This is a genomic window from Agrobacterium sp. InxBP2, assembly GCF_026191755.1.
GTDB classification, from domain to species: domain Bacteria; phylum Pseudomonadota; class Alphaproteobacteria; order Rhizobiales; family Rhizobiaceae; genus Agrobacterium; species Agrobacterium pusense.
The window spans coordinates 284,174-310,609 of sequence record NZ_JAINDY010000033.1 but is presented as its reverse complement, the minus strand read 5'-3'; the positions used below and the strand labels follow the sequence as shown (position 1 = coordinate 310,609).

General features: G+C 58.2%; 30 protein-coding genes and 2 tRNA genes. 22 read left to right on the top strand and 10 right to left on the bottom strand.

Going from position 1 to position 26,436, the window contains the following annotated elements; genetic code table 11:
• Positions 1-242 precede the first annotated feature (242 nt).
• The 6 genes from K7A42_RS19430 (at position 243) to K7A42_RS19405 (ending at position 5,208) form a co-directional block, all read left to right on the top strand.
• Positions 243-1,079, top strand: coding sequence for an EamA family transporter (locus K7A42_RS19430; protein WP_004441289.1), 837 nt, complete (start codon positions 243-245; stop codon positions 1,077-1,079).
• Positions 1,080-1,330: 251 nt separating this feature from the next.
• Positions 1,331-1,795 (top strand): 50S ribosomal protein L13, encoded by a 465-nt coding sequence (gene rplM / locus K7A42_RS19425; RefSeq protein ID WP_004441288.1) that lies wholly within the window; start codon positions 1,331-1,333, stop codon positions 1,793-1,795.
• A gap of 2 nt (positions 1,796-1,797) precedes the next feature.
• Entirely contained in the window at positions 1,798-2,265 is a 468-nt protein-coding gene (gene rpsI / locus K7A42_RS19420) for a 30S ribosomal protein S9 (protein ID WP_003521540.1), read from the top strand.
• A gap of 130 nt (positions 2,266-2,395) precedes the next feature.
• A complete protein-coding gene (speB, locus tag K7A42_RS19415) occupies positions 2,396-3,349 on the top strand; it encodes an agmatinase (protein ID WP_022556026.1) in 954 nt (317 codons plus the stop codon).
• A 70-nt stretch (positions 3,350-3,419) separates the two neighbouring features.
• Positions 3,420-4,352, top strand: a complete 933-nt coding sequence (argC, locus tag K7A42_RS19410) for an N-acetyl-gamma-glutamyl-phosphate reductase (protein WP_035207829.1) — start codon at positions 3,420-3,422, stop codon at positions 4,350-4,352.
• A gap of 10 nt (positions 4,353-4,362) precedes the next feature.
• Positions 4,363-5,208 (top strand): aminoglycoside phosphotransferase family protein, encoded by an 846-nt coding sequence (locus K7A42_RS19405; RefSeq protein ID WP_035207828.1) that lies wholly within the window; start codon positions 4,363-4,365, stop codon positions 5,206-5,208.
• Between the two features lie 6 nt (positions 5,209-5,214).
• Here the strand turns inward: K7A42_RS19405 and K7A42_RS19400 are convergent, their stop codons facing one another.
• Positions 5,215-6,318 carry a COX15/CtaA family protein gene (locus K7A42_RS19400; protein WP_168183784.1) on the bottom strand — a complete coding sequence of 368 codons (1,104 nt, stop codon included), beginning with the start codon at positions 6,316-6,318 and terminating at the stop codon, positions 5,215-5,217.
• Positions 6,319-6,458: 140 nt separating this feature from the next.
• Here K7A42_RS19400 and K7A42_RS19395 point away from each other — a divergent pair, with 140 nt between their 5' ends.
• Complete coding sequence (locus K7A42_RS19395; protein WP_006697979.1) at positions 6,459-6,671, top strand: DUF2842 domain-containing protein; 213 nt, start codon at positions 6,459-6,461, stop codon at positions 6,669-6,671.
• 97 nt (positions 6,672-6,768) lie between these two features.
• The gene (gene uppA, locus K7A42_RS19390) at positions 6,769-8,001 is read left to right on the top strand and encodes a polysaccharide biosynthesis GNAT family N-acetyltransferase UppA (RefSeq protein ID WP_173614578.1); all 1,233 of its coding nucleotides are present in this window, start codon (positions 6,769-6,771) and stop codon (positions 7,999-8,001) included.
• Between the two features lie 8 nt (positions 8,002-8,009).
• Here uppA and uppB read toward each other — a convergent pair whose 3' ends face one another.
• Positions 8,010-10,277 carry a polysaccharide biosynthesis protein UppB gene (gene uppB, locus K7A42_RS19385; RefSeq protein WP_282455723.1) on the bottom strand — a complete coding sequence of 756 codons (2,268 nt, stop codon included), beginning with the start codon at positions 10,275-10,277 and terminating at the stop codon, positions 8,010-8,012.
• A 210-nt stretch (positions 10,278-10,487) separates the two neighbouring features.
• Between uppB and uppC the strand changes: the two genes are divergently transcribed.
• From uppC to K7A42_RS19355, 6 genes are all read left to right on the top strand, one after another.
• Positions 10,488-11,060 carry a polysaccharide export protein UppC gene (gene uppC / locus K7A42_RS19380; protein ID WP_282455722.1) on the top strand — a complete coding sequence of 191 codons (573 nt, stop codon included), beginning with the start codon at positions 10,488-10,490 and terminating at the stop codon, positions 11,058-11,060.
• Positions 11,061-11,076: 16 nt separating this feature from the next.
• Complete coding sequence (gene uppD / locus K7A42_RS19375) at positions 11,077-12,219, top strand: polysaccharide biosynthesis type 4 glycosyltransferase UppD (protein WP_035207901.1); 1,143 nt, start codon at positions 11,077-11,079, stop codon at positions 12,217-12,219.
• Between the two features lie 220 nt (positions 12,220-12,439).
• Positions 12,440-13,993 (top strand): polysaccharide biosynthesis glycosyltransferase UppE, encoded by a 1,554-nt coding sequence (gene uppE, locus K7A42_RS19370; RefSeq protein WP_004441267.1) that lies wholly within the window; start codon positions 12,440-12,442, stop codon positions 13,991-13,993.
• On the top strand, positions 13,990-15,231 hold the full coding sequence (uppF, locus tag K7A42_RS19365; RefSeq protein ID WP_282455721.1) for a polysaccharide biosynthesis O-antigen ligase family protein UppF: 1,242 nt from the start codon (positions 13,990-13,992) through the stop codon (positions 15,229-15,231). The genes uppE and uppF overlap by 4 nt, the downstream gene beginning before the upstream one ends.
• 77 nt (positions 15,232-15,308) lie before the next feature.
• Positions 15,309-15,458 (top strand): hypothetical protein, encoded by a 150-nt coding sequence (locus K7A42_RS19360; RefSeq protein ID WP_003521552.1) that lies wholly within the window; start codon positions 15,309-15,311, stop codon positions 15,456-15,458.
• 175 nt (positions 15,459-15,633) lie between these two features.
• Complete coding sequence (locus K7A42_RS19355; RefSeq protein ID WP_112554983.1) at positions 15,634-16,284, top strand: hypothetical protein; 651 nt, start codon at positions 15,634-15,636, stop codon at positions 16,282-16,284.
• A 63-nt stretch (positions 16,285-16,347) separates the two neighbouring features.
• On the opposite strand, the gene K7A42_RS19350 is transcribed toward K7A42_RS19355, so the two are convergent.
• On the bottom strand, positions 16,348-16,884 hold the full coding sequence (locus tag K7A42_RS19350) for a DUF1269 domain-containing protein (RefSeq protein WP_004441259.1): 537 nt from the start codon (positions 16,882-16,884) through the stop codon (positions 16,348-16,350).
• Positions 16,885-17,114: 230 nt separating this feature from the next.
• Between K7A42_RS19350 and K7A42_RS19345 the strand changes: the two genes are divergently transcribed.
• The 3 genes from K7A42_RS19345 (at position 17,115) to K7A42_RS19335 (ending at position 18,004) form a co-directional block, all read left to right on the top strand.
• Positions 17,115-17,191 (top strand) — tRNA-Pro (locus K7A42_RS19345).
• A gap of 138 nt (positions 17,192-17,329) precedes the next feature.
• A complete protein-coding gene (locus K7A42_RS19340; RefSeq protein WP_004441257.1) occupies positions 17,330-17,590 on the top strand; it encodes a hypothetical protein in 261 nt (86 codons plus the stop codon).
• A 210-nt stretch (positions 17,591-17,800) separates the two neighbouring features.
• The gene (locus K7A42_RS19335; RefSeq protein ID WP_006697969.1) at positions 17,801-18,004 is read left to right on the top strand and encodes a hypothetical protein; all 204 of its coding nucleotides are present in this window, start codon (positions 17,801-17,803) and stop codon (positions 18,002-18,004) included.
• A 192-nt stretch (positions 18,005-18,196) separates the two neighbouring features.
• Here K7A42_RS19335 and K7A42_RS19330 read toward each other — a convergent pair whose 3' ends face one another.
• Positions 18,197-18,751, bottom strand: a complete 555-nt coding sequence (locus K7A42_RS19330) for a dual specificity protein phosphatase family protein (protein ID WP_006697968.1) — start codon at positions 18,749-18,751, stop codon at positions 18,197-18,199.
• Between the two features lie 137 nt (positions 18,752-18,888).
• Complete coding sequence (locus tag K7A42_RS19325; RefSeq protein WP_022556014.1) at positions 18,889-19,476, bottom strand: YqaA family protein; 588 nt, start codon at positions 19,474-19,476, stop codon at positions 18,889-18,891.
• Between the two features lie 503 nt (positions 19,477-19,979).
• On the opposite strand from K7A42_RS19325, the gene K7A42_RS19320 reads away from it, so the two are divergent.
• The gene (locus K7A42_RS19320; protein WP_004441247.1) at positions 19,980-20,624 is read left to right on the top strand and encodes an exopolysaccharide biosynthesis protein; all 645 of its coding nucleotides are present in this window, start codon (positions 19,980-19,982) and stop codon (positions 20,622-20,624) included.
• Between the two features lie 5 nt (positions 20,625-20,629).
• On the opposite strand, the gene K7A42_RS19315 is transcribed toward K7A42_RS19320, so the two are convergent.
• Positions 20,630-20,908: a hypothetical protein gene (locus tag K7A42_RS19315; protein ID WP_006697967.1), complete on the bottom strand. Its 279-nt coding sequence runs from the start codon at positions 20,906-20,908 to the stop codon at positions 20,630-20,632.
• 176 nt (positions 20,909-21,084) lie between these two features.
• Between K7A42_RS19315 and K7A42_RS19310 the strand changes: the two genes are divergently transcribed.
• Positions 21,085-21,159, top strand: a tRNA-Asn gene (locus tag K7A42_RS19310).
• Between the two features lie 99 nt (positions 21,160-21,258).
• On the opposite strand, the gene K7A42_RS19305 is transcribed toward K7A42_RS19310, so the two are convergent.
• Entirely contained in the window at positions 21,259-21,663 is a 405-nt protein-coding gene (locus K7A42_RS19305) for a DUF2934 domain-containing protein (protein WP_048902674.1), read from the bottom strand.
• A gap of 170 nt (positions 21,664-21,833) precedes the next feature.
• Here K7A42_RS19305 and K7A42_RS19300 point away from each other — a divergent pair, with 170 nt between their 5' ends.
• Positions 21,834-22,073, top strand: coding sequence for a hypothetical protein (locus tag K7A42_RS19300; protein WP_004441242.1), 240 nt, complete (start codon positions 21,834-21,836; stop codon positions 22,071-22,073).
• A gap of 49 nt (positions 22,074-22,122) precedes the next feature.
• Here K7A42_RS19300 and K7A42_RS19295 read toward each other — a convergent pair whose 3' ends face one another.
• The 3 genes from K7A42_RS19295 to K7A42_RS19285 form a co-directional block, all read right to left on the bottom strand.
• Complete coding sequence (locus K7A42_RS19295) at positions 22,123-22,566, bottom strand: TIGR02594 family protein (protein ID WP_004441240.1); 444 nt, start codon at positions 22,564-22,566, stop codon at positions 22,123-22,125.
• A gap of 113 nt (positions 22,567-22,679) precedes the next feature.
• Entirely contained in the window at positions 22,680-23,237 is a 558-nt protein-coding gene (locus K7A42_RS19290; RefSeq protein WP_004441238.1) for a methylated-DNA--[protein]-cysteine S-methyltransferase, read from the bottom strand.
• A gap of 133 nt (positions 23,238-23,370) precedes the next feature.
• Entirely contained in the window at positions 23,371-23,640 is a 270-nt protein-coding gene (locus K7A42_RS19285) for a DUF982 domain-containing protein (protein ID WP_006697962.1), read from the bottom strand.
• Between the two features lie 188 nt (positions 23,641-23,828).
• On the opposite strand from K7A42_RS19285, the gene K7A42_RS19280 reads away from it, so the two are divergent.
• Together K7A42_RS19280 and K7A42_RS19275 are read left to right on the top strand one after the other, a co-directional pair.
• Positions 23,829-25,268 carry a cryptochrome/photolyase family protein gene (locus tag K7A42_RS19280; protein ID WP_282455720.1) on the top strand — a complete coding sequence of 480 codons (1,440 nt, stop codon included), beginning with the start codon at positions 23,829-23,831 and terminating at the stop codon, positions 25,266-25,268.
• A gap of 122 nt (positions 25,269-25,390) precedes the next feature.
• Positions 25,391-26,428: a cysteine synthase A gene (locus K7A42_RS19275; protein ID WP_006697960.1), complete on the top strand. Its 1,038-nt coding sequence runs from the start codon at positions 25,391-25,393 to the stop codon at positions 26,426-26,428.
• Positions 26,429-26,436 lie beyond the last annotated feature (8 nt).

Here is a 26,436-nt window from a genome sequence, read left to right as displayed (position 1 = left end):
ATTAAATCAGAAGCAGGAAAGCGTGTCTTATGCGCGATATTGGATCTCGTTTTTCATGACGCATAGAAATCAAAAATTTGACGCGTGTCATAATCCATAAAAACAAAGCCCCTAGGCACCGGATTGGGGACGGCCTCGGCGAGGCGATTGAAAGCGTACACCTGCCCGTCCGGAAAATGACTACCAGTTTCTGAGGCCAATGCTGTAGATTGCCCGAAAAGCCCGTGAGCGAGTCTCTGACTGTGACATTCGACATTCTTATTCTGGTGCTTCTGGGCGCAATGCTGCATGCCGGATGGAATGCGCTGGTCAAATCCGGTTCCGATAAATCGCTGGACGCCTCGTTGATTGCGGCGGGGGCTGCAGCCTGTTCGCTGCCGTTTCTGCCTTTCCTGCCGTTTCCCTCGCCAGTCGCCATTCCCTTCCTGATCGCCTCAGCCGTCCTGCAATTCGCTTATTTCCGCCTTGTCGCCGCCGCCTATACGATCGGCGACATCGGCCTTGTCTATCCCGTCATGCGCGGCGTGGCACCCTTGATCGTGGCGGCGACGAGCAGCCTGTTCCTGAGCGAGATTTTGAGCCCGCTGGCGATTGCGGGCATCGGCGTCATCTCCGCGGGGATCCTGACGCTTGCTTTCGAGGCAAGGCGCGGGGGCGGAAAGGCGATCATGGTCGCCCTGCTCAACGCTTTCGTGATTGCATCCTACACCTTCGTCGACGGTGTCGGCGCAAGGCTTTCCGGCAACGCCATCTCATACACGCTCTGGATGTCTCTGCTGCCACCCGTGCTGCTGTTCGGTTTCGCGTTTTACCAGCGGGGCGCTGGCCCCGTCGTCCAGCATGTCCGGCGCAACTGGTGGCGTGGCCTTATCGGTGGCGGCGGCTCCATACTCTCCTATGGGCTGGCGCTCTACGCCATGACCAAAGCGCCTGTTGCCGTCGTCGCAGCACTCCGGGAAACCTCCATTCTTTTCGCGCTGGTGATATCAGTGGTGATCCTGAAAGAACGCGCCAGCATCTGGCGCTACCTCGCCGGAGGCATCATTGCAGCGGGCGTTCTGGTGATGCGGCTGGGGTAAAACGAGGTCAGATGATGGGGTAAAATAATACCCCATAACCAACCGTTTGTTTTTACTTGATTATTTTTGCGACCTCCAAAATCAATCATATTGACGCTTTCGTTCGCGCACCGTATAAGCGCGCCAGATCGGATTCCAGCCGGAATAGGGTCATTTGCGGTAGCCCTTATCGGCAACCAAACCAAGCAACAAGAAACGCCCGTATGCTCTTCATGAAGAGGATGACGGGTCCACGTTAGAAAGTGAAATTCATGTCTACTTTCGTTCAGAAGCCCGCTGAGGTGGAGAAGAAGTGGGTCATCATCGACGCCGAAGGCCTCGTTGTTGGTCGCCTCGCCACCATCGTTGCAACCCGCCTGCGCGGCAAGCACAAGGCTACCTACACCCCCCACGTTGATGATGGCGACAACGTCATCGTTATCAATGCGGAAAAGGTTGCCCTCACCGGCAAGAAGTATTCCGACAAGAAGTACTACTGGCACACCGGTCACCCGGGTGGCATCAAGGAGCGTACGGCTCGCCAGATCATCGAAGGCCGCTTCCCGGAGCGCGTCGTTGAAAAGGCCGTCGAGCGCATGATCCCGCGCGGTCCGCTCGGCCGTCGTCAGATGAAGAACCTGCGCGTTTACGCCGGTTCCAACCACCCGCACGAAGCACAGCAGCCGGTCGTTCTCGACGTTGCCGCGCTCAACAAGAAGAACGTAAGGAGCGCCTGATAATGGCCGATCTTTCCTCTCTGAAAGACCTAGCCCCGGCTTCGGAAGCTTCGGCTCCCGTGCATGTCCGCAAGGTTGATACCCTCGGCCGCTCCTACGCGACCGGCAAGCGCAAGAACGCCGTAGCCCGCGTATGGGTCAAGGCGGGTTCTGGCAAGATCATCATCAACGGCCGCGATTTCACCACGTATTTCGCACGTCCGGTTCTGCAGATGATCCTCCAGCAGCCGATCGTTGCCGCTGCCCGCACGGGTCAGTTCGACATCATCGCCACCGTTGCCGGTGGTGGTCTGTCCGGTCAGGCCGGCGCAGTTCGTCACGGCCTGTCCAAGGCCCTCACCTACTTCGAACCGGGCCTGCGCTCCGTTCTGAAGAAGGGTGGCTTCCTGACCCGCGACAGCCGCGTTGTCGAGCGTAAGAAGTACGGTAAGGCCAAGGCCCGCCGTTCGTTCCAGTTCTCGAAGCGCTAATCGCTTTCAGGAACGGTTCGTTCAGAACTTCGAAAGGCGGGGCTTCGGCTCCGCCTTTTTTCATGGCCTCCTCCCTTGTTTTTTCATCGGGAAGACAGCAACCTCGGCGCAAATCGCAATGGGGTGATCAATGCCGGCCAAAACCATCGACCATGCCTTCACCGCAATGTCCCTGACATCGGCCGCCACGGACCCGACCCATGCCGGTGTCCTCTCCTTCATGCGGCGCAAATATACCAAGAACCTCAAAGGCGTTTCGACTGCCGTGTGGGGTATTCCCTTCGACGCGGCGACCTCCAACCGTCCCGGCGCACGTTTCGGGCCCCAGGCGATCCGCCGCGCTTCGGCGATTTTCGATAATGATCCGCAATATCCTTTCGCGCGCGATCTCTTCGTCCATATGCCGACCATTGATTATGGCGACTGCCTGCTTGACTACGGCAACCACTGGAAAACGCCTGACACGATCGAAAAGGAAGCGCGCAGGATCATCTCCAAGACGGATTACCTGCTGACGCTCGGCGGCGATCATTTCATCACCTGGCCATTGCTGAAAGCGCATGTGGCCAAGCACGGCCCACTCGCGCTAGTGCAGTTCGACGCGCATCAGGATACATGGTTCGACGATGGCAAGCGCATCGACCACGGCTCCTTCGTGGCCCGCGCCGTGCGCGACGGGCTGATCGATGCCGACCGCTCGATCCAGATCGGCATCCGCACCCACGCGCCTGACGATTTCGGCATCCGCATTCTTCACGGTTACGAGGTGGAGGACATGCGGGCCAGCGATATCGCGTCGCTGATCGTCAAGCACACGGGCGGTATGCCCACCTATCTCACCTTCGATATCGATTGCCTCGATCCCGCCTTCGCGCCGGGAACCGGCACACCCGTCGCCGGCGGGCCGACCAGCGCTAAAATTCTCTCCGTTTTGCGTGGGCTTGGCCAGCTCGATATTCGCGGCTCTGATGTGGTGGAGGTGGCACCCGCCTACGACCATGCGGATATTACCGCCATTGCCGGAGCGACCGTTGCAATGTATATGCTTGGCCTGCGTGCCGAACGGCTGGCCAAGGCTGGCTGACAAAGACGACGGCACTTGCCAAACTGATTCCGACTACCCTCGCAACCCTCTGAAAAGTCAGGACAAGGACATGACAGCGAAGATCTTCATCGATGGCGAACACGGCACCACGGGTCTGCAGATCCGTACGCGCCTTGCCGGTCGCCGCGATATCGAGTTGCTGTCCATTCCGGAAGCCGAGCGCCGCAATGCGACGATGCGCGAGGATATGCTCAATAGCGCCGACATTTCGATCCTCTGCCTGCCGGACGACGCGTCCCGGGAAGCGGTTTCCATGGTGGCTGGCAACAATAATGTCCGCATCATAGATACCTCCACCGCTTATCGCGTTCATCAGGACTGGGCTTACGGTTTTGCCGAAATGGATAAGGACCAGGGCGAGAAGGTTCGCTCTGCCCGCCTCGTCGCCAATCCCGGCTGCTATCCGACCGGTGCTATCGCCCTTATTCGCCCGCTGCGGGCCGCTGGCCTGCTGCCGGACGGTTATCCTGTCAGCGTCAATGCGGTCTCCGGCTATACTGGCGGCGGCAAGCAGATGATTGCGCAAATGGAAGACGAGAGCCGCGACGATGCCATCAGCGCCAATAATTTCCTTTATGGCCTGACGCTCAAGCACAAGCATGTGCCTGAAATGACCATTCACGGCCAGCTTGACCGCGCGCCGCTGTTTTCGCCCTCCGTAGGTCGCTTCCCGCAGGGCATGATCGTCCAGGTGCCGCTGTTCGCCGCCGACCTTAAGGAAGGCACTGATATTGAAACGATCCATGCGGCACTCACCGCCCATTACGCTGGACAGGATATAGTCAGCGTCGTGCCTCTGGCCGAGAGCAAGGGGTTGGCGCGTATCGATGCCGAGGAATTGGCTGGCAAGGATACGATGAAGCTCTTCGTCTTCGGCACCGAGGGCGGCGAGCATATCAACCTCGTCGCGTTGCTCGATAATCTCGGCAAGGGTGCCTCCGGTGCTGCTGTGCAGAACATGGAACTGATGCTCTCTGCATGAGACGTTGCTCATGACCATGACCACGCCCTCTTTTCCGGCCTCGTGGAATATCGAGGCCGTAAAGCAGATTGCGGATACGCCTGCCGGGGTGGTCTACGAGCTTGTGCGCGATGACGGTTCTCTTGCGGTCGCCAAGGTTCTGAAGAAGAAAGTATTGACGGACAGCCTTCGCGGCGCGGATTTCATCGAATGGCGCGCCGGGATCGGCTGCGTGGAGTTGCTTGACCGCTCCGATGATATTCTTCTGATGGAACATGCCGGCACGGAGACCCTGCGCGACGTGCTGTTCCGCGACGGTGACGACGATGCCACCACGGAAATCGCAGCGGAGGTCCTGCTTCGATATCACCAGCCGTCCGAGCAGCCGCCGCCCTCAAGTCTGCTGACGCTGCCTCTCTATTTCGAAAGTCTGTTCCGCAAGGCCGAACAGGATCGTTCCGACGGCATCGACAGCGCCTATATCGAGGCCGCCGCGCTTGCGAAGGAACTGATCGGCCAGCAGCGCGATATCAAGCCGCTGCATGGCGATCTGCACCATGAGAATATCATGCGCAGCGATCGCGGCTGGATCATCATCGATCCGGCTGGCCTGATCGGCGATGCGGCGCTCGATGTCGCCAACATGTTCTCCAATCCGCTCGACCGTTTTGACCTCACCCGCAGCGAAGCGCGCATCGCCTCCATGGCGGCGATTTTTGCGAAGGCTCTCCAACGGGACGAACGGCTATTGCTGCAATATGCCTTTGCCTATGGCTGCCTTTCTGCCGCGTGGCATGAAGAGGACGAAAATGCGGAAGAACGCGACAACGAACTCGCTGTCGCGGCAACCATTAAGGCCGTCCTGAAACAGTTCTGAGCGAGTTCAGTCCCTGACTTCAACCGCAACTGGCGGCGGATATTCTCCAATGAATCCGCGCCAGTGGGCAACCGCAAAACCGAGCACGACCAGCGCCATGCCCTGATGGGCGAGCGCGACATGAATATCCACATGCATGAGCAGCGTGGTTACTCCCAGCGCCGCCTGAATGCAGACGAGCACGAAGAACAACACCGAGCGGCGGGCGTGCGGCGTACCGGGCAAGGCGCGCGCCATCGATGCCATATGCCACAGCGTGGCGGCAAACAGCGTATAGGCGCCCAAGCGGTGAATGAACTGCACCGTCTTGGGGTTTTCGAAGAGGTTGATCCACCAGGGCTGCTGCAGGAAGAGATCGCCCGGCACCAGCGAACCATCCATCAGCGGCCACGTATTATAGGACAGGCCGGCATTCAACCCCGCCACCAACGCGCCGAGATAGATCTGGAAGAGACAGAGCACCGTTAACAGCGCGGCAAAGCCCCTGCCCGTCTTTTCGTCGGTGGCCTCGGGGGAATGATGGGACAGGCCGCGCAAAATCCACATGCAGCCCGCAAAGATGAGGCAGGCGATGGTCAGATGTGTGGCAAGACGATATTGCGAGACATCCGTGCGGTTGACGAGGCCGGAAGAGACCATCCACCAGCCGATGAAGCCCTGGAAGCCGCCAAGCGCCAGTAGACCGACCAGTGGTAGCCGGAGGCGCTTTTCGACGCGGCCTGTCAGCCAGAAGAAGGCGAGCGGCAAAGCGAAGATGAGGCCGATGGCGCGGGCAAGCAGGCGATGCGCCCATTCCCACCAGAAGATCGTCTTGAACTCGTCGAGCGACATGCCCTTGTTGATTTCCTGATATTGCGGAATGCGCTTGTAGAGCTGGAACTCCTCTTCCCATTCCGCAACGGAGAGCGGCGGTATCGCGCCATGGATCGGTTTCCATTCGGTAATCGACAGGCCGGATTCGGTCAGGCGGGTTGCGCCACCAACGAGCACCAGACAGAAGAGTGTGAAAAGCACGAGGCGCAGCCAGACGCGCAGCAGGCGGCGGTCCTTCTCCTGCTTCTGCAGGGCAGCCTGCACCACCATTTCCGCGGAACCATTGGCCATCGTCATGCCGCTCGAACTCATCTTTCAGTCTCCTTCATACAGCCATGTTGATTAGCCCCAACCGGCACCACAAAACAAGGCCTCAGGGTTTGCGGCATCCGGTCGCGGCGCTATAGTCATGCACCTGTTCAATCACGGAAGATTTCATGCACCCTCGCCTCAGATCGCTTATCGGCACCATCGTCATCATCTGCCTCGTCGTCGTTTACGCCGTGGTGGCGACGGCCATTGCATCGGCGGCGCTGGCGCAATCGCCCTGGTGGGTGCATCTCGCTTATTTCGTGCTGACAGGAATTTTGTGGATTTTGCCGGCGATGCTGATCATCAAATGGATGGCCGGGCCAAAAAAACAGGGCTAATGCGGGACCACCGCGTGACACCTTAAGGTCGCAATTTTATAAACCGATTGTTTGCCGCTCAAAGATATAGTCCGACCGAAACAACCGGAGAGAGTGGATGGCGGCTGAGGGGCCGGTCTTTACCAGCGACGAGCAAGCGCCAACCGCCGTGCAAAACGAGCGGCGGGGCGCTGACCGTCTGTCGGTCGATCTCGTCGATGACGCTTCCACCATCCATGTCGATTGGAAGCGGCTGGAAAACGATCCGCTCAATTCCCTGCATCAGGGTTTTGGGTGGTGCTCCATCTGGGCACAAACGCAGGACAGCGCGCTCCTGACGCTTCGCGGCCGGCAGGGCGGCAAGACGATCTTCCTGCTTCCGCTTGAAATCGTGCTAGAGGGCGGCATTCGCAAGGCGCGTTTCCCCGGCGGCCGTTTCAACAATATCAATACCGGGCTTTTCGACCCCTCCTTTGCCGAACAGGCCGGAGAGGAAATCGCGGCGGCGATTGCCCGCGAGGCGCGGAAGCTGCTGCACGGCCGGGCCGACATTCTGGCTTTGCAGAACATACCGCTGACGTGGCGCGGCAGGACCAACCCCCTGTCGCATCTAGCTTCGGTCGAAAACCAGAATCCGGCCTTCCAGCTTCCGTTGCTCGAAAGTTTCGAGGCCACGCTCCGGCAGGTCAATGCCAAGAGACGGCGGAAGAAATTCCGGATCCAGAGCCGGAGAGCCGAGGAAATGGGCGGTTACAGCCATGTGATCGCGTATTCGCCACAGGAAAGATGTGAATTATTGCAGGCCTTCTTCCGGCAGAAAGCCGCCCGTTTTGCATCGCAGGGCATTCCGGATGTCTTTCGCGACCAATCGGTAAAGGATTTCTTTTACGACCTGGCCAATTTTCCCGAGACGGGCACAGACAGTCTGCTGGAGCTGCATGCCATTCGCCTGCACGGCGAGAACGAGGGCGTCATCGCCGCAATAGCCGGTCTTTCGCGCAAGCAGGACCACATCATCTGCCAGTTCGGTTCGATCGATGAATCCGTTTCGGAACTCAGCCCCGGAGAATTGCTGTTCTGGCTGATGATTGAAAGGGCGTGCCACCAAAGGGCTGCGATCTTCGATTTCGGGGTCGGCGACCAGCTCTACAAGCGCAGCTGGTGCCCGCTTTTCACCGTGCAGCACGATATATTCCTGCCGATAACGGTGAAAGGTCGCATCGCCGCAGCAGCCTATGTCGCGATCGCCCGAACGAAAAGCCTGATCAAATCCAATCCGGCTCTCTATGCGCTCATTCAGCGTTTCCGCGCCGGCCGGCCGACAGCAGCTTCGACAAGGGGTCTCGACTGAACAGCCGGTCAGGCCGCGCTCAGGTGGTCCGGCTTTCGCATGCCGGTCATCGGCAGAGCCTGCTCGTAGCCATGAGCAACCAGTTCTCCGAGCGTTTTCTCCAGCATCTCCCCGTCCTTGTCTGGAACCGAGACAATGATTTCTGCCGGCAGATTGCGCAGCATTTTTTCGAGGCTCGAAATCTGCACCGCTCCACACTCCACAAGCACCGTGTCGTAAGCGTCGGAAAGCGCACCGAGGATCATCGTCAGGCGGTCCAGAGCACGCATCGCCTCGCGGGGCTGCGCATTGCCGCGTGGAACGATATGCGCATCTGACAGACGGTCGCCGTGAATGGTTTCACCGAAGGCGGCCGCTCCTGCCAGAAGGTCCATGACACCGGGAAGTCCGGCCTCGGGCGACATCAGCCGTGTCGGGCAGGCGGATGCCGTCATGTCGACGAGAACGACCGAACGCCCCATTTCAGACAATGCGCGCGCCAGCATGACGCTCGTGGTCGAACCGCTGTCACCGGCCGGAGATACAATGGCGGCGACGGGTTTGGCGAGCCGTGTGGACAGAAAGCCCGCCACGGCGTCGATCGAAAAGTCACTGGCGGCATCGGCATCCTCATCCACCACCGCCTCTTTCGCAGCCGCGACATCTTCTGCCGCCAATACCGGCGGCATGGCAGTGGCTGCGGGCGGGTCACGCCGTTTCTCTTCTACGGCGACGGGCTGTTGTGCCGCAACCGGCATGGCGCGGACGCCCGGCGCCACATTTTCAGCAGGTGCCGGCGCCGGCTGCTCATGCGCATCCGTCGTCTCATCCGCTTCAACCGGCCCGCGTGCAGGTGGTGGCGGATCGGAAAGTGGTGGAACCTGACTTCTTCCGACCGGTTTCAGCGCCCTACCCGTAAAGAGTTCCACCAGCATGACGACAATGCAGGACAGCAGAAATGCTGCGAGCGTGACAACGATGGTGATGGCACCGGTTTTCGGGAAATAGGGTTCGCGTGGCTCAACTGCCGTCGAAATCACACGCGCATCGGCCGGCGTGGAATCCGCAGAGCCAGCCCTCGACGTCGCCTCGCGATAGCGGGCGAGATAGGTTTCCAGAAGCTGCCTCTGCGCGGATGCTTCCCGCTCCAGGTCGTTAAGGCCCACCTGCTGCTCACCGGCACGCACGCTTTCCGATTTCAGCACGTTCAGTTGCTGCACCAGTTGCCGCTCCCGAAGGCGTGAGACATTGGCCTCATTTTCGAGACTTGCCAGCACCTTGCGGGTTTCTTCCTGAATTTGCCTTTCGATGCCATCGAGCTGGTTGCGCAGCGCCCTTATGCGGGGGTGGCCTTCCAGCAGCGAAGACGAAAGATCGGAAATCTGGCTGCGGATGTTGGTTTCGTTTTCCTTCAGCCTCTGGATGGTGGGAGAAGCGACGACATCGGGAAAGGTATCGAGAGGACGACCGCTGGCAAGCGCGTTGCGCACGCCTTCTGCGCGCGCCTCCGCATTGGCGCGCTCGCCGCGGATACGGCCGAGTTCCGTGGAGATGTCGCTCAGCTGACGTGTGGCGAGCGTTTCGCCCTGCCCGGCCGACAAAAGATCGGAGGAGGCACGATAATCCGCGACCTTCTTGTCCGCCTCCCGCACCTTTTCCCGCAGCGTGGCTATTTCCGGCTCAAGCCAGCGCGCTGCTTCCGTGCTGGTATCGAGCTTCGCGCCGCTTTGCAGCGCGAGATAGGCCTTCATCATCTCGTTCGGGATGGCCGCAGCGAGCTTCGGGTCTTCTGAAGAAAACTCGACCGTGATGACACGAGAACTCTCGACCTGATAGACCTGCAATTTCTCGCGGAACGCCTTCAGAACCCGCTCTTCAGGCAGAACCTGAAGTGGATCCTTCTTGACGCCGACGGCAACCAGCAGGCTCGAAACCAGCGAAGGATGCGCCTCCGGATCGAATTCCTCGAGTTCATAGAGCTTCATGTCCCTGGCGACCTGCTTGATGAGGTCGACGGACTGCAGGATCTGCACCTGGCTGGATACTGTCAGTTCGTCCAGCACCGGCTCGGCCGGCGCGTTGGACTGCTGGGAAGCGCCAAAGGAAGCAGCACGGGATTCAATGAGCACGCGCGCCTCGCCCTTATAGGCGGGCGACATCATGCTGGAAACGACAAAGGCGGCGCCGCCGGCCAGCAGCGTTATGGCCGCGATTCTTCCCCGACGCCGCCATATGGCCGCGACGAGTTGCGCAAGATCAATATCCACATCCCTGTCGTCAATGCGATCGCCGTTCATACGGGCTCCGTAACCGAGATAAACCTCGGGCGCTCAAATAAAGATGGTCAATTTTCGCGAAGTTTAAGTCTTGCGGGTAACACAACCGTTAATCACCGAGACTCCGACGAAATAAAGCCGATATTACCGGGCCTGACGCTGCGCGTTTACCGTGCATTAACCCTAACAGAACGATAAGAATGATCAAAGTTCGACTCGGAGCCAGATGAGATGCCGCTCGCCGGATCACGACATGTCACCGCACTGACGTTTGCCGTTCTGACGGCCCTTTCCGGCTGTTCGGCCTATCAGCCTGCGCCGCGGTCATTCAATGAGGCCGCACTGCAACCCTATCACGTCGACAGCGGCGACAGACTGCGTATCAACGTGTTCGAACAGGCCGGGCTGACAAATACCTATACGGTCGATCAGGCGGGCTATGTCGCCTTCCCTCTCGTCGGCCAGGTGCCCGCGCGGGGCAAGACGCTGCCGCAGCTGGAAGCCACGATCGCGGCCAAGCTTCGGCAGGGATATCTGCGCGATCCCGATGTCACGATCGAGATAGATCGTTATCGCCCCGTCTTCATCATGGGCGAAGTGGGCCGTCCTGGCCAATATTCCTATGTGCCGGGCATGACGGTGCAGAACGCCATCGCCATTGCCGGCGGCTTCAGCCCGCGCGCCAATCAGGCAGATGTCGACGTCACCCGCAAGATAAACGCGGAAGTGATGACGGGCCGGATCGGTATCACCGCACCCATTCTTGCGGGTGATACCGTCTATGTGCGTGAACGCTTCTTCTGAAAGGGGCGCGGCGAACGTGTCGGACGACGGCCCTCCCCTGCGCATCATTCACTGTTTTCGCTCGCCAGTGGGCGGCGTTTTCCGCCATGTGCGTGATCTTATCGAAGAACATGTCAGGCAAGGCCACAAGGTTGGCATCGTCTGCGACAGTTCCACCGGCGGTGCGCATGAGGAGAGGCTTTTCGCGCAGATTGCGCCGATGCTGGAGCTCGGCCTGACGCGCCTGCCCATCCGGCGCTCCATTACCCCGGGCGATCTGCTGGCGCTTTGGAAATCCTACAAACACATCAAAAGTTTGCGGCCGGACATTCTACACGGGCACAGCGCCAAGGGTGGCGCTTTGGCCCGGCTGATCGGCTCATTGCTGCGGGCGAACAGGTATCGCGTAGCCCGCCTCTATTCACCGCACGGCGGAAGCCTGCATTATGCCCGCAACACCCTGAAAGGACAGCTCTTCCTGCGGCTGGAGCGGTTTCAGGAACGGTTCACCGATGCGCTCTGTTTCGTCTGCAAGTTCGAGCAGGCGGCCTATGAAGCCAAGGTTGGCAAACCGCGCACCCGTACCGCGATGATCTATAACGGCGTACAGGAAAACGAGTTCGAACCCGTCCCCGCGCAAGAGGGCGCGGCGCATTTCCTCTATATCGGCATGCTCCGTGACCTTAAGGGGCCTGACCTCTTCATCAAGGCCTTCGCGGAAATGGAGCGCGGCATCGGCCGGCCGATGTCCGGTGTCATCGTCGGCGATGGGCCGGACAGGGACAAATACGCGGCGATGATCGACAAGGCCGGTCTTTCCCGGCGCATTTCCATGCATGCCGCCATGCCCGCCAGACAGGCCTTCGCCCTGGCCACGACGGTGGTAGTCCCCTCTCGCGCGGAGGCCATGCCCTATATCGTGCTGGAGGCACTTGCAGCGGGAAAAACGGTCATCGCCTCCCATGTCGGCGGGATTCCCGAAGTCTTGGGAGAAGAAAGCGACGCGCTCGTCCCGGCCGGCGACGTCGAGGCGCTGGCGAGGGCCATGGCCAGGGATGCCGAAGATGCCGGTTGGGCGAAACGGATCATGCCCCACCCCGACAGCTTCAGGGCGAAGTTTTCGACGCCGGTCATGGCGGATGACATGATGAAGCTCTATCGCGACCTGCTGTTGCTCTAAAATCATTTCAAAAACACGATTTTTGATTGTATATTCCGTCATCCTCAAGAAACCCATCATAAACGTTTCTTAGCATGTTTCGGCTAGTTTCCAGATCGTGGAGCGCCGTGCGTCCGTCCGGATGCATCAGACCCGCTCCACCACTTTGAAGTTGCGTATCGTCCGGTCGGAAATCGATGCCGATTTTCGCGCCGATGCGCTGGAGGGTGCGGACCAGGCAATGACCAAGGCTGACAAGGATAGACTGCAATTCGATCTGGCGTCGTTGCGCAAACAGATTTCCGAGCAAGAGGCCAACGGGCCTTCGACATCGGAAGCCGTCGTTCTCAACCCTCTCGCACGGCAGATTGCCAACCAGCTTCGCGGCGGCAATCACTCCCCGAACATGGTGATAGGCCAGTTGCGGCTTCTGGAATTCACCATGCTCGTGGTGATCGCCGCCATCATCAACGGCGTCGCCGCCGATCGGGGTATTGAGACCTTCTTGGCGGTTTTTGGCGGCGGCGTACTGGGGGCCGCGCTCTGCGTCTTTCTTCTTCAGGCCGGCGACTGTTATCAGTTGCCGACGCTACGCACGCCACTGTCGATGTTCGCTCGCATTCAGGGCGCGGTCTGCCTGTCTTTCGTTGGCACAGCCTGTTTCCTTCTGCTCTTTTTTCCCGATGCGCTGCATTCCTGGCAAGCCTTCGGCATCTGGTATGCAATTGCCGCGATTGCCATTTTCACCGGACGACTGATCCTTGGCTTCGCCATCCGCCACTGGGGCCGCAATGGCGTCATGGAACGCCGGGCGGTCATCGTCGGCGGTGGTGATGCTGCCAAGGATCTCATTCGCTCGCTCGAGCAGCAATCCGACAACGACATCCGCATCTGCGGCATCTTCGATGACCGGCAAAGCGCGCGCTCTCCCGACGTCGTCGCGGGTTATCCCAAGCTCGGCACTTTCGCCGAACTGGTGGAATTCGCCCGCCTGACCAAACTGGATATGCTGATCATTGCCCTGCCGTTAAGCGCCGAGGCACGCATTCTCCAGCTTTTGCGAAAGCTTTGGGTGCTCCCGGTCGATATCCGCATTGCGGCGCATGCCAACAAGCTGCGCTTTCGCCCGCGTGCCTATTCCCACGTCGGCAAGGTGCCGATGCTTGACGTTTTCGACAAACCGATCCGGGACTGGGATTCTGTCGCGAAGCGGCTGTTCGACATCACCTTCAGCCTCATCGGCATCGCCCTTCTGTGGCCGGTCATGGTGGGCGCGGCAATCGCGGTCAAAACGACGTCCAAGGGGCCTATCCTCTTCAAGCAGAAGCGCCATGGCTTCAACAATGAAACCATCAACGTCTGGAAGTTCCGGTCCATGTATACGGAACTCAGCGACCCGACCGCAAAAAAGGCCGTCACTAAGAACGATCCGCGCGTAACGCCCGTTGGCCGCTTTCTGCGCAAGTCCTCGATGGACGAGCTGCCGCAGCTTTTCAACGTTCTTCATGGCGACCTGTCGCTGGTCGGGCCCCGCCCGCACGCGGTTCATGCCCAGACCGGCGACCTGAAATATACCGAAGTGGTGGAGCATTATTTCGCAAGACACAAGGTCAAGCCCGGCGTAACCGGTTGGGCCCAGATCAATGGCTGGCGCGGAGAAATCGACCATGGCGACAAGATCAAGTTCCGCACCGAATATGATCTCTATTACATCGAGAACTGGTCGCTGTTTCTCGATCTCAAGATCCTGTTCCTGACGCCGATCCGGCTGCTCAAATCGGAAAACGCCTATTGACCCACACCGGTTACCAGCACGCCCCGGATTTCGATGCGCCTTTGGCTGCCATGCGGCTCATAGGTTCGTTCTTCATTGCCTTCGGCGTGTTTCTTTCCGGATTCGTTATCTCCGAGCCAGCGCCCTATGAGCTGATGATGGTTGGGCAAGTGGCCCTGTGGTTTCTGCTTGGCCTGCGACTTTCACGCACCGTCGTCCTGCTGCTGTGCCTGTTGCTCGCCTTCAATATCGGCGGATATCTCTCGCTCACCACCATGGCCGACCTGGATGAGGGTCCGCTTTATCTCGCTGTTTCAACATTTCTGGCGCTGACTTCGGTGTTTTACGCGGCAATCATCGAGGACCGATACCAGCGGCTGCTTTTGATTTTCCGGGCGTGGCTGGCGGCGGCGGTGATCACCTCCCTGCTCGGCATCATCGGCTATTTTCACGCCATTCCGGGCTTCGAAGTCTTCACCCTTTACGATCGCGCCAAAGGCGCCTTTCAGGATCCGAACGTCTTCGGTCCCTTTCTGGTGACACCATCGCTTTATCTCATCTACGGCCTGCTGACCGGCAAGACGATGCACGCACCCTGGCGAATCCTCGGCCTGCTGATCCTGTCGCTTGGCGTGTTCCTGTCGTTTTCGCGTGCGGCCTGGGGGCTGTTTCTGTTTGCCACCGTACTGCTCGTCTTCGTCATGATGCTGAAGGAACGTACGGCGGCGTTTCGCCTGAAAATCCTCGTGCTGTTTCTCGTCGCCGCCGGACTGATGGTAGCGGCTGTCCTCATCGCGCTGCAGTTCAAACAGGTGGCCGATTTGTTCTCCAGCCGCGCCTCGGCCGTGCAATCTTATGATGGCGGCCATCTGGGACGGTTCGCCCGCCATTATCTCGGTTTCCTGCTGGCGATGGAACATCCGCTCGGTATCGGCCCGATGGTGTTCGACAATATCTTTCCCGCAGCCGAGCACAATATCTGGCTGAAAAGCCTGACGACACATGGCTGGTTCGGCTTCGTCATCTATCTCGTCCTGATCTGCTGGACCATCGCCGCCGGTTTCAGACATCTCTTGCGCCCGCGCCCGTGGCAGGCCTTCCTGATCATTTCGTGGGTGGCTTTCGTCGGGCATGTGATGATCGGTGCTGTCATCGATACCGACCACTGGCGACACTTCTTCCTGCTGCTCGGCATATTGTGGGGTTGCATGGCACTGGAAAAACGCGAAGGCCTGCGCCGGCGCGCGGTTGGCGCATAAACAGCTAACCTAACGGAACCTTCCACGATTTCATGCGTTTAGCCCCCGATTCTGATTGTCAAACGGGGAGACATCTTATGACGCAGACCAATAATCTCTATCTCATCATCGGCGCGCTGATTGTCGTCATCGCAGGCCTTGGCATTTACGTCTGGCATGAAGAAAGCAAGCCCAAGGGGATCGAGATGAATATCGGCCCGAATGGTGTTTCCGTTCAGGAAAACTGAGCCGCAAGCGTCGCGCAAAGTCCGACCATTAAACCGGGTGCGTTCCAGCCAAAAAAAGGCCGGAACGCACCCGGTCTTCTTATGAAAGAGGACAAATGGCAGGAATCGCAGATTCACGCCGCGCCGGCCCGGTACGGATGATGCGTATCTGGTCCGATCATGGACATCCCGCGCAATGGTCTCCTCCATCGACCTTTCCACACGTCTCACCGCCACCAAACTGGCACTCAAGGCCATCAGGGAACAGGAAGGCAACTCCGCTGCGACTTCCACATCATCACGGACGACGCTCCTCAATTCCTATGGCATCGACACCACCACCTCCACCTCTTCCAGCAATACGCGGCTGACGCAGCTTCTGGCGCAATATGCGCAGACCTCGGGCAATGAAGCGGAGAGCGGTGATACGGACAAGACGGCCGCTTCCGGGGACATCACCCAGGCGGATTTCATGAAGGATCTGAAAGCGACGCTCGAAGAACTGTCCGGGGATCCCGCCAAGGCGGCGCAGGCCAAGGCGATGCTGGAAGCATTGGCTGCCGGCACGCTGACGGTGTCCGACCCGGCGGACGGCGTAAAGATCAAAGCGTGGGATGTGACAGACGACCCCAAGACCGCCTCGAAACCCGCCACAGCGATCGCAACGGCGGGCTGGAGCGACTTCCTGAAGGATCATCTGAAACGCGATGGAGCGGCCTATGCAAAGGGCGCCAACGGGGCTTATATCGATGGCATTTCCGGCGACAACGCGTTTTTTGGCAGTGTCGGCAGCCGTTATTATTATCTCACCTGGCCGCAGGCTAAGGACGGCACACTCACCGTTTGACAGCAACGGCTGACGCAGAAGCGCTGCGACATCGATGATGCCGCAGCGTTGCTTTTATCCGTTTCAGGCAACCGGTGTAGCAGGCTGATGGCTCCCGCCCGAAAGTGCTTTCTGTAGTTCGGCTTCCTGCTCCGGCGAGAGCGATGTTTTGATAACCCTGCCGCGCAGCCCTTCCAGTTCCGCCAGAACCTTTTCCGGCTGCACCTTTCGGATCAATACGAAAAGAGCCGACGACCCGTTTGGAATGGTCTCGCCCAGGGATTTGATGAAATCGTCATCGATGCCGTAATCCGTCAGCGAGCCCGCAAGCGCGCCCGTTCCCGCGCCAATGGCACCGCCGATCGCAAATCCCGCCAGCGGGTTGAGGAACAGCAGGCCGACGAGTCCGCCCCACAGGCCACCGGACAGAAATCCGGAACTTGCACCGATCGCTGTCAGGTTGACGCTCTGCTTGAGATGAACCTTGCCATTTTCATCGCGAACCACGACAACGGCATCTTCCAGATCGACCAGATACTCCTTCTTCAGGCTCGCAAGCTTCAGAAGGACCCGGTCGGCCTCTTCCGTTCCGTCAAAACCGACAACGACAAGTTCGGACATTGTTTGTCTCCCTGAGTTTCAATTCCGCTGCGAATGAACGTTAAAGATCGCGGCAGGTTCCGGCCATGATGAAAAGATGATGTGTCAGGTGTTTGACAGCCACGCAGCCGGCAAAACGCGGTGCTCCATTGATCCCATTCCCGCAGTCCACATCCTTTGTTCGTTTTTTTTAGAAAAGGCCATTTTCCGCTTGCGCCCTAACAGGCTTCTATATAAACGGCTTTCAGGTTCGGAGCGTAGCGCAGCCCGGTAGCGCACTTGACTGGGGGTCAAGGGGTCGTGGGTTCGAATCCCGCCGCTCCGACCATTAAATCAGATAGATAGCCAGTTCCCCCAGAGCTGGCTATATTTGTTTTAGCGCTCCAGTAGCGAGCGTTTTGCGCAAGTTTCAAACATCCCGTTCGGGTGTGCATTTATTCAAGCCTTGAAAACGAAGTGTGCTGAGATGGCAAAAAAACCGAAAATAGAACACTCGGAATTTTCAGGCGAGTTTGAAGACGAGGGTATCACTGTCCTTGTTGACATCTACCGGCCCGCGGGCACCCAGCAAGACTGGACCCTGGAAGTTATCAGCGAGCACGACGATGTCACCACCTGGGACGAACCTTTCGCAACCGATAAAGACGCATGGGAAGAATTCCTGGCTACTTGCGAAAAAGACGGGATTCGCAGCTTTCTGGATAGCGAGGATCCTTCGGTCCATTAACCCATCGGGCGACGCCGCGCTTCGGTTGGGTTAAAGCTCCTGTAGGACCCCAGGCTCACCGGCCCATTTTGCTTAGGTGCTCACCGGCAAATTCTACAAAAAAAGCGGGCGCGATATGCCGTCGCCCTCCGTCAAACGACGATGTGCATTGCCGTGTTGACTCTCTGCTAAAATTAGAACATTTAGTGAACAAAAGAGAGGTCACCCACCATGTCCGACGCTAAAAAGATCACCCCCATACGGCCTGACGACATAGCAGGATACGTCATCCAGTGTCATGACGGTAATGCAAGGGCGGCCGTCGAGGCGCTACTCGGCGAAATCGAGCATTTGCAGGAGCAGCTGTCCCTCGCTGTCGCCATCATGGGAAAAGGATATACGCGCGGGTGGACGCCGGACATGGAGCGCGATTAGAAATCGCCTTATCCACAGCTGGTCTCCGATACCCATGACGCGGTCAAGTCGAACAGATTCCACGCGCCGATAAAAGCTTCCCCTGCCGACAGAGAGCCGAAGCGCGGGTGGACAATTCACAGAAGCATTACAGCCAATGGCGCTTCAGAAACGGGGCGTTATCAGTTACTTCCCGACCGGTCGAAGCCTTGCTCAATATTCATTGGAAGCGATGGCAAAGTCGTCAGTGATCGGCATATCCTCCACATTTTCCCAGGTCCGGTCCATGGCATAGGTTTGCGAGAGATAGGGAATGCCGATGTGGCCATAGCGAACCGAGAGCTGACTTTCTGCTTCCTTTTCTCCAAGACGCGCGACGCGACTGAGATAAAGCGCGGTCGCGAGGCCCGTCCTGTCCGCACCCGCCTTGCAATGAATGAGAATCGGTTTCGGCGCGTCGCGCATGATCGCGACCAGCTCGTTTACCTGGCTCATGTTGAGCTCCTGGCTCGCGGACATGCCAAAATCAATATGATTCAATCCGAGTTTGCGCGAGGTCTCGACCTCATCCCGGTACCACGCCTGGGATTCATTTGACCCGCGCAGATTGATCACAGTCCTTATTCCGTGATCCTTGGTGTAGCGAACAAGTTGCTCGCTGCTCGGCTGGTTGGAGCGATAAAGCTGCCCGGCCATCACCTCGTGGAAGTTGCCGAGGAGTTGAATGGCATAGAGATATCCGCCTGCCGCAAGCACGACGAGGCCCATGCCCCCAAAGGAGCACTTCCAGAATCTTCGCATAATAAAACGGTTCCCTGATTGGACAGGGGACCGATACAGGTGGATTCTGACAGTAGGCTGAAAGTTATGCGACAGTATTGTAAGAGTAGAAAAATTGCTTTCGATCAGCGCACGAAAACGTAAACCGCGTAGATGGCGATAAGTGCCGCCGCCGCCGCGGCCGTGATGGCGCCGAGGCGTTTTTCGATGAAATGGCGGACCGATTCGCCGTATCTCTGCAGCAAACCGGCAAGGATGAAAAAGCGTGCGCCGCGCGTGGCGACCGCCGACAGAATGAACAGGCCAAGGCTGATATTGGCCGCGCCCGAGAGAATGGTAACCACCTTGATTGGCGGCAGGTGCGCAAGGCCAGATGTCACCAGCAGAAGAACGATGGTTTCATAATCCACCGAGTTCTTCAGATGCTCGAAGCTGTCGAGCTTGCCGTAAAATTCAAGAATCGGCCGGGCAATACTCTCAAACGCATAATGACCGAGGAACCAGCCCGCTATGCCGCCCAGAACCGAGGCGACCGTGGCCACGAGCGCGTAAAACATCGCTTTTTTCGGCTTCGCCAATACCATGGGCAAAAAAAGCACGTCGGCAGGAACGACGAAAACGGAGCTTTCCACGAAAGCCACGATTGCCAGCCACCACACGGCGGTTTTGCGCGCGGCGAGCGCCATCGTCCAGGCATAGATGTTTTTCAGCATTTTCATGTCCCCGGGGAAGAATGGTCAGGAGGCAAGACACAGGCGGAATTTCACCCGGTCAATCAACGGCAGGCGGCGGGTCTGGAAACCCGTCACGAAGCAGGATTAGAGACAACTCAAGAGAATGGCAAATGTTGGAAGATTTATTTTTGCATCGCGGAAAATGAAAAAGTCCCACGATTCCAATCCATACCGGAGACTGGTTGCTGCGATGCGAAATTTCATCTCTAGGTAGATGAACTCGCCTTTTTGCTGTAGAATAAGAGGTGGCGGGAAGAGGAGGAAGTTATAATGGACTATGTCAACTTCGTTACATCAATCAATCCGGTCATACTTGTCATTCTGCTGGTGGTTCTTCTTGCAGGTGCCTATAGCAACTGGGTTTCGCATTAGATCTTTCGGACGGCATGACCAAATGTGAAGAGGCCCGTTTCCATCTGTGATAGGCATCGGGCCGGAGGAATGGTATCAATCCCGGAGTTGAACAACTTCCGGGAAGCTGCATGTCGAACGAATTCGCATTCACTGATACGTCTGAAAAGCTCAGCACCACGCTTGAAAAGCTGATAGGAAAACTACAGGGCCAGACGATCACATTGCGCGAATTGATGGAAGCGATCGGTGAACAGGGCCTGCTGCTCATCTGTGCCATAGCCTCCCTGCCCTTTCTGATCCCGGTTTCCATTCCCGGAGTCAGCACCGTTTTCGGCGCTGCAATCATTCTCGTCAGTCTCGCGATCACTCTGAACCGCCTGCCATGGCTGCCGGCGAAAATTCTTGACCGGCAGATGGAAACGGCAAAGCTGGTCCCGGCGCTGCAAAAGGGTGTGGCGATCGTATCGAGACTGGACCGCTTTATCCGTCCACGCATTCCGGCGCTGACGACGGGCGTCATCGCCAACAGGATAAATGGCCTCGCCCTGATGACGGCGGGCGTGCTTCTGATGATGCCGCTCGGCTTCATTCCCTTTTCCAACACCCTGCCGGGCATTGCGATCCTGCTTTTCTCAGCGGGCATGATCCAGCGGGACGGCGTCACGGTGCTGGGCGGTTACCTCTTTCTGGGGCTGACGACGATTTATTTCGCTGCACTCGCCTATGCCGCCTTCTGGGCAGGCCAGGGCATCAGCAGCTCCATCGGGGCGTAGCAGGATTACTGTCGGTCCCGGTCGCGGGGCTCCCGCCGGTTCCGCCGCGATGCCCACCAGATCACCAGCCTTCGCCGCTGGCGACGAACAGCCGGCAGGTCGTGGGAAAGCACGACAAGGCCGACGGGAACCATCCAGAAACCCAGAATGGGCAAAAAGCCCAGCGTCCCGCCCACGACCAGCGCCGAACCCGTTGCGATCCTGCCGACGCGCGAACGCGGCATGGCAAGGCTCCATTTTCCGAGATTGAGACGACCCGTTCTATGGTCGATTCCGAATTTCATTCCAATCCGCCCTTCAGCATCTGGCCTGTGGATAATTTTTTCAGCGTCGATAAGCCCGGAAAATCGGGACTCCGGAGGGATAAAACAAGAGGAATGCGTTTTTTTTGAAAAAAGCGCTTGGCAAATCGGAAAAGCATTTGTATTACCCCGCTCACACCGCGCCAAGCAGCGCACGTTCCCTGGTAGCTCAGCGGTAGAGCATTCGACTGTTAATCGACAGGTCGCCGGTTCGAATCCGGCCCGGGGAGCCATTTTTCTCAAAAGCGTGTCAGCCGAGCGAAGTGCAGCTGCAATTCGCCCGACGTGAACTGGAAGTTTTCGTGACTTCCTGCTGTGCGGCCGTCAGGCCATCAGCTTTTCTTGACCGCCCGTTTTGTTGCCTTCGTGGCGTTGGTCAATGCCGGTGGATCGCTGGCCGGAAAACTCTCCTCAAGGCTTTCGGTCAAATCGTCTTCCTTGTTCTTGTCCGTGGATTTCTGCTCTTTCTCCAGCGATTTTACCGCAGGAGATTTCACCTTTGTCGAATTGGCTTTTTTCGTGGGCGACTTTTTTGCAGGCCCCTTCTCCGCTGACGCGGTGGTGGAAGCGGACTTCTTCACGCCATTTCCGCTTTTGGGTTTTGCCGGTTCCGCCTCCGCGGAGATTTCCCGTTCCGCCTCGATCCAGTGTCTTTCATGATGCCCGTCGGGTCTTCCTTCCCTCTCCCATATTGCGCGCGCTTTTTCACGGATTGCGGCTTCGCGGTCGTGGCTCATAACGGACCTCCCTCTTTGCGTTGCACCAGCTTCAATTGTGCCATTGAAAAAACAAAAAAAGCCAGAGTTAGTTCCGCATCGACCTGCGACGAATGAGCATTTTGGCGAGAAAGGGAACCGGCATCGGCTGCCGAGCGTTTGGCCTGCAGAAACCAGCAGGAGATCGCTTCATGAACACCCCGCAGAAGCCGAAAACCGAACCGCTTGATATTGAAGACGACGACGTTGCGCGTTTCGAGACAGACAGCGAGTTGAAAGACAAGGAAGGCGAGATTTATCCGGACGAGAGCATGAACCTGCGTGCACGCCGGCAGGCTGCAAGGCAGCACGAGGATGCTTTCATTGTCGCCACCGATCTGGAGGACGACGACCAGCGCGAGGCGGCGCCAGGCACGAGAGAACAGCCTTAAAAGGAAAAGGCGGGTCGAGGCCCGCCTTTATCAAGGAAATGCAGGGAATTTATCGCCGAACCGAAACGATGGCCTTGCGGTTAAAATTCGAGACCTGCACCCTGCCCGATTGGTTGCCGCCCAGGATTTGTGCGGTCTTGCCGCTCATGCTCTTTAGAATACCAGCATGATATCCCCGGCCGTTGCGGATGACGACGACATCACCGGGCTTTGCCTGGCCAACCGGGACGGCATAACCGAAGGAACTCCAGGATTTCGCAAATCCGTAGGATTTGGGTGATTGCCGGCCGGCCTTGCTGGCTACGGCATGCAGGAAAAGGCCGCACCACGGCGTACTTCTCGGATTTGCCCCAAGAATGTTCTTGAGGCTCTTGTTGTTCTTGGACTCATGCAGCCCGGTGTATTTCTCAGCCTGGTTCAGCATGCCAGCCGAGGCCGGTGCCACGACTGTAAAAGACAAGGCAACGGATAGAATTAACGCGGATACTCTCAAACGTCTCGCCCTTATGTTAGCGGGCGTTCGTGTATTGTGACAATTTAGCGACAATTTGACGAGAAATGGGCAGAAATCAGACGCCTATTCATGCGGGCTGATCTGTCATTGCTTCAGAACAGGCTGCCCTGCGCATCATCCGCACGGCTACGGCCGGCATTTTCAAGGTCCAGCATCCGCAATTTGGTAGTGGTCCCGCCCGGTGCGGAGAAGCCGCCAAGCCTGCCACCTGCGGCAAGGACCCGGTGACACGGAATGATCAGCGGCACCGGATTTTTCGCCATTGCCTGGCCGACGTCACGTGCTCTCTCCATGCCAAGACCGAGTGTCTTCACGATGCCGCCATACGTCGTCGTGTTGCCCCAGCCGACCTGTCGCGCGACGGCATAGACGTCGAGAAAAAATCGTTCCTGCCCGGCGAGATCAAGGTCCACGGCCTTAAAATCGATTGCCTCACCGCCGAAATAACGGGTGATCATCGCAATCACCTCACGTGTCCGCGTCTCGGGAACGGCGATGGAGGCGGACGGCAGGCGCTTCTGAAGGAGCTTTTCCGTTTCGCCGGCGTCCGCTCCCGGTAATTGCAGACGCACGATACCTCGCCCCGCCCATGCGAGGCCGCAATGGCCAAGCGCCGTTGGAAAAACAATATAGCCGTAGTGGCTGCCCATCACCGTCACTCATTCGCCTTTTCGCCTGCACGATGCCATATCCCGCATTCGAAACAACCCGTTTCCTGCCGCACAACAAAAAAGCCACCCGTTTTGGGCGGGTGGCCTTTCACACGTCAGTTCCAAAATCGGCTCAGGATGCGATTTTTTCCGGCTCCTCAACGAGGCAACGCGCCTGCCGGCTGGCGGCGACGAAGGCCGTGCGGGCTATCTCTCCCGCCACGTCGCCCATGAGCGAGGCGCGGCACAGGCGAAGCGCCTGTTCGTGCGCCTTGTCTCCCCGCTCGGGCCACTCATGCTGGAGAAAATCGAAGGCTTCGTAAACGCCTGTGAAAATTCGAGGGGCACCGTTTTCGAGGGAGATGGTAACGGGCTTTTCCCACTTAACGTCATTCAGCAACATTGATTGCACTTCCATGCTCTATTAACCCGCGACAAACGCCGGCTCCTCCAGTTGGTTCCCTTCACCTGCGGTTTCAAGAGCGAAAAAATAACCCTCGAGAAACCATGTGCCCCATCTTTCCATTCTAGCCGATTTGCGGAACAAAGCGTTTCAACACTCGTTCAAACGGAAGTGAACCGGGCCCTCCCATGCAGACAAAAGCCTCTCCCGTCATCGTGTGGTTCCGCAAGGACCTGCGCCTTTCGGACAACCTCGCTTTGCTTGCGGCGGCCGACCATAAAGGTCCCGTCATCCCCGTCTATATCAGGGAAAAATGTTGCGGCGCGCTGGGGCGTGCGCAGGAATGGTGGCTTCACCACTCGCTCACTGCACTTCATGCCGCGCTCAAGAAAACAGGCAGCCGCCTCGTGCTCGCCAGCGGCGACGCCGGGGAGGTTTTGCGCAGGCTGGTCGCGGAAACCGGCGCAGACACCGTATTCTGGAACCGCCGCTATGATCCTGAAGGTATTTCGACCGACAAGACCTTAAAACACGCGCTCCGGGATGAAGGCCTGACGGGACGAAGCTTTTCCGGACATCTGCTGCATGAGCCATCGAAGCTGCAGACGAAATCCGGTGGTCCCTACCGGGTCTATACACCGTTCTGGCGCGCCCTGGAGGGCGGCGAAGAGCCCCACGCGCCTGCGGATGCGCCAGACAGACTCAACACGCCCAGGAATTGGCCAAGATCGGAAACGCTCGACGAATGGCAGCTGCTGCCCAAAAGGCCTGACTGGGCAAGGGAGTTTAGCGATATCTGGACGCCTGGCGAAGATGGGGCCCGGGAGAAGCTCTCCGATTTCATTGACGGCGCACTGAAAGGTTATGAAGAGGGCCGCGACCTGCCGGCGAAGGACGCGACTTCCCGGCTTTCACCGCACCTCGCATTAGGAGAAATCTCACCCGCCACCGTCTGGCATGCGACGAAGGGACTTTCCCGCCACATCGCCTCAAACGATATCAGCCGTTTTCGCAAGGAAATCGTCTGGCGGGAATTCTGCTATCACCTCCTGTTTCATTTTCCCGAGCTGGACGAAAAGAACTGGAACGACAGTTTCGACGCCTTCAGCTGGCGGGACGATGACAAATCCTTCACGGCCTGGACGCGCGGCATGACCGGCTATCCGATCGTGGATGCCGGGATGCGGCAACTATGGCGCCACGGCACGATGCATAACCGCGTCCGCATGATCGTGGCGTCCTTCCTCATCAAGCATCTGCTGATCGATTGGCGCAAGGGTGAGAAATGGTTCCGCGATACGCTCGTGGACGCCGATCCGGCCTCCAATGCCGCCAACTGGCAGTGGGTGGCGGGTTCGGGAGCGGATGCCTCGCCATTTTTCCGCATCTTCAACCCTATACTGCAAGGCGAAAAATTCGATGGGGACGGCGATTATGTCCGCCGTTTCGTACCGGAGCTTGCAAGGCTAGAACGCAAATATATTCACAAACCATTCGAGGCCCCGAAAGAGGTGCTGACCAAAGCGGGCATCACGCTCGGGGAAACCTACCCGAACCCCATTGTCGACCATGGCAGGGCGCGGGAGAGAGCACTTGCTGCCTATGCCAGAGTGAAGAAGAAGACATAAAACTGGGTATCGGCAAAATTTTGCGTGGCGAAGCCGAAGCCGGGAAGATAATTTCTTGCCTTGAAGCGGTTGTAACGGGACATAACGGCACCTAATTTCCGCTCAGACAAGAAGGCTCAATCATGACCATTCACCCCTCTGCGCTCAGTGCCATCGGCAATACGCCGCTCATCCGTCTGAAAGCTGCTTCTGAAGCGACGGGGTGCGAAATCCTCGGCAAGGCGGAATTCCTCAATCCTGGCCAGTCCGTAAAGGATCGCGCCGCGCTCTACATCATCCGCGACGCCGAAAGGCGCGGACAATTGCGCCGGGGCGGCACCATCGTGGAAGGCACGGCGGGCAATACCGGCATCGGCCTTTCGCTGGTCGCCAATGCGCTCGGTTACAGGACGGTCATCGTCATTCCCGAAACGCAGAGCCAGGAAAAGAAGGACGCGCTGAAGCTTCTCGGCGCAAAGCTGGTCGAAGTCCCGGCAGCTCCATACTCCAACCCGAACAATTACGTGAAAGTCTCCGGCCGGCTAGCGAGACAGCTTGCGGCGACGGATGAGAACGGCGCGATCTGGGCTAACCAGTTCGACAATATCGCCAACAGACAGGCTCATATCGAGACCACTGCTCCCGAAATATGGGACCAGACGGATGGCAAGGTCGACGGTTTCATCTGCGCGGTCGGCTCCGGCGGAACGCTGGCGGGTGTGGCGGACGGCCTTCGCGATTTCAATCCCGACATCAAAATCGGCCTTGCCGATCCCGAGGGAGCGGCCCTCTACGAATTCTATAAGAATGGCGTCCTGAAATCGGAAGGCACCTCCATCACGGAAGGCATCGGGCAAGGGCGCATCACCGCCAATCTCGAGGGTTTCACACCGGATTTCTCCTATCGCATTCCGGATGCGGAAGCGTTGCCCATCCTTTTCGATCTGGTAACGAAGGAAGGCCTGTGCCTCGGCGGCTCCACCGGCATCAATATCGCCGGCGCAATCCGGCTTGCCCGTGAGCTTGGTCCGGGGCATACAATCGTGACGATACTTTGCGACTACGGCAATCGTTATCAGTCGAAGCTCTTCAATCCAGAGTTCCTGCGGTCCAAGGGCCTTCCTGTTCCGCAGTGGCTGGCGACGAAAACCGATATTTCGGTTCCGTACGAAACCGTTTGAGGACATGC

What these genes read in the sequence shown, in the direction of transcription:
- uppB (WP_282455723.1), bottom strand. Translation starts at nt 10,277, where the DNA reads ATGAACGGCGATCGCATTGACGACAGGGATGTGGATATTGATCTTGCG.
- K7A42_RS19285 (WP_006697962.1), bottom strand. Translation starts at nt 23,640, where the DNA reads ATGTTGCTGAATGACGTTAAGTGGGAAAAGCCCGTTACCATCTCCCTC.
- K7A42_RS19360 (WP_003521552.1), top strand. Translation starts at nt 15,309, where the DNA reads ATGACGCAGACCAATAATCTCTATCTCATCATCGGCGCGCTGATTGTC.
- K7A42_RS19335 (WP_006697969.1), top strand. Translation starts at nt 17,801, where the DNA reads ATGTCCGACGCTAAAAAGATCACCCCCATACGGCCTGACGACATAGCA.
- K7A42_RS19315 (WP_006697967.1), bottom strand. Translation starts at nt 20,908, where the DNA reads ATGAAATTCGGAATCGACCATAGAACGGGTCGTCTCAATCTCGGAAAA.
- argC (WP_035207829.1), top strand. Translation starts at nt 3,420, where the DNA reads ATGACAGCGAAGATCTTCATCGATGGCGAACACGGCACCACGGGTCTG.
- K7A42_RS19355 (WP_112554983.1), top strand. Translation starts at nt 15,634, where the DNA reads ATGGTCTCCTCCATCGACCTTTCCACACGTCTCACCGCCACCAAACTG.
- uppE (WP_004441267.1), top strand. Translation starts at nt 12,440, where the DNA reads ATGACCAAGGCTGACAAGGATAGACTGCAATTCGATCTGGCGTCGTTG.
- K7A42_RS19395 (WP_006697979.1), top strand. Translation starts at nt 6,459, where the DNA reads ATGCACCCTCGCCTCAGATCGCTTATCGGCACCATCGTCATCATCTGC.
- K7A42_RS19340 (WP_004441257.1), top strand. Translation starts at nt 17,330, where the DNA reads ATGGCAAAAAAACCGAAAATAGAACACTCGGAATTTTCAGGCGAGTTT.
- K7A42_RS19350 (WP_004441259.1), bottom strand. Translation starts at nt 16,884, where the DNA reads ATGTCCGAACTTGTCGTTGTCGGTTTTGACGGAACGGAAGAGGCCGAC.
- speB (WP_022556026.1), top strand. Translation starts at nt 2,396, where the DNA reads ATGCCGGCCAAAACCATCGACCATGCCTTCACCGCAATGTCCCTGACA.
- K7A42_RS19275 (WP_006697960.1), top strand. Translation starts at nt 25,391, where the DNA reads ATGACCATTCACCCCTCTGCGCTCAGTGCCATCGGCAATACGCCGCTC.
- K7A42_RS19290 (WP_004441238.1), bottom strand. Translation starts at nt 23,237, where the DNA reads ATGGGCAGCCACTACGGCTATATTGTTTTTCCAACGGCGCTTGGCCAT.
- K7A42_RS19300 (WP_004441242.1), top strand. Translation starts at nt 21,834, where the DNA reads ATGAACACCCCGCAGAAGCCGAAAACCGAACCGCTTGATATTGAAGAC.
- uppA (WP_173614578.1), top strand. Translation starts at nt 6,769, where the DNA reads ATGGCGGCTGAGGGGCCGGTCTTTACCAGCGACGAGCAAGCGCCAACC.
- K7A42_RS19325 (WP_022556014.1), bottom strand. Translation starts at nt 19,476, where the DNA reads ATGCTGAAAAACATCTATGCCTGGACGATGGCGCTCGCCGCGCGCAAA.
- rplM (WP_004441288.1), top strand. Translation starts at nt 1,331, where the DNA reads ATGTCTACTTTCGTTCAGAAGCCCGCTGAGGTGGAGAAGAAGTGGGTC.
- K7A42_RS19305 (WP_048902674.1), bottom strand. Translation starts at nt 21,663, where the DNA reads ATGAGCCACGACCGCGAAGCCGCAATCCGTGAAAAAGCGCGCGCAATA.
- K7A42_RS19405 (WP_035207828.1), top strand. Translation starts at nt 4,363, where the DNA reads ATGACCATGACCACGCCCTCTTTTCCGGCCTCGTGGAATATCGAGGCC.
- rpsI (WP_003521540.1), top strand. Translation starts at nt 1,798, where the DNA reads ATGGCCGATCTTTCCTCTCTGAAAGACCTAGCCCCGGCTTCGGAAGCT.
- K7A42_RS19320 (WP_004441247.1), top strand. Translation starts at nt 19,980, where the DNA reads ATGTCGAACGAATTCGCATTCACTGATACGTCTGAAAAGCTCAGCACC.
- uppC (WP_282455722.1), top strand. Translation starts at nt 10,488, where the DNA reads ATGCCGCTCGCCGGATCACGACATGTCACCGCACTGACGTTTGCCGTT.
- K7A42_RS19400 (WP_168183784.1), bottom strand. Translation starts at nt 6,318, where the DNA reads ATGACGATGGCCAATGGTTCCGCGGAAATGGTGGTGCAGGCTGCCCTG.
- K7A42_RS19280 (WP_282455720.1), top strand. Translation starts at nt 23,829, where the DNA reads ATGCAGACAAAAGCCTCTCCCGTCATCGTGTGGTTCCGCAAGGACCTG.
- K7A42_RS19330 (WP_006697968.1), bottom strand. Translation starts at nt 18,751, where the DNA reads ATGGGCCTCGTCGTGCTTGCGGCAGGCGGATATCTCTATGCCATTCAA.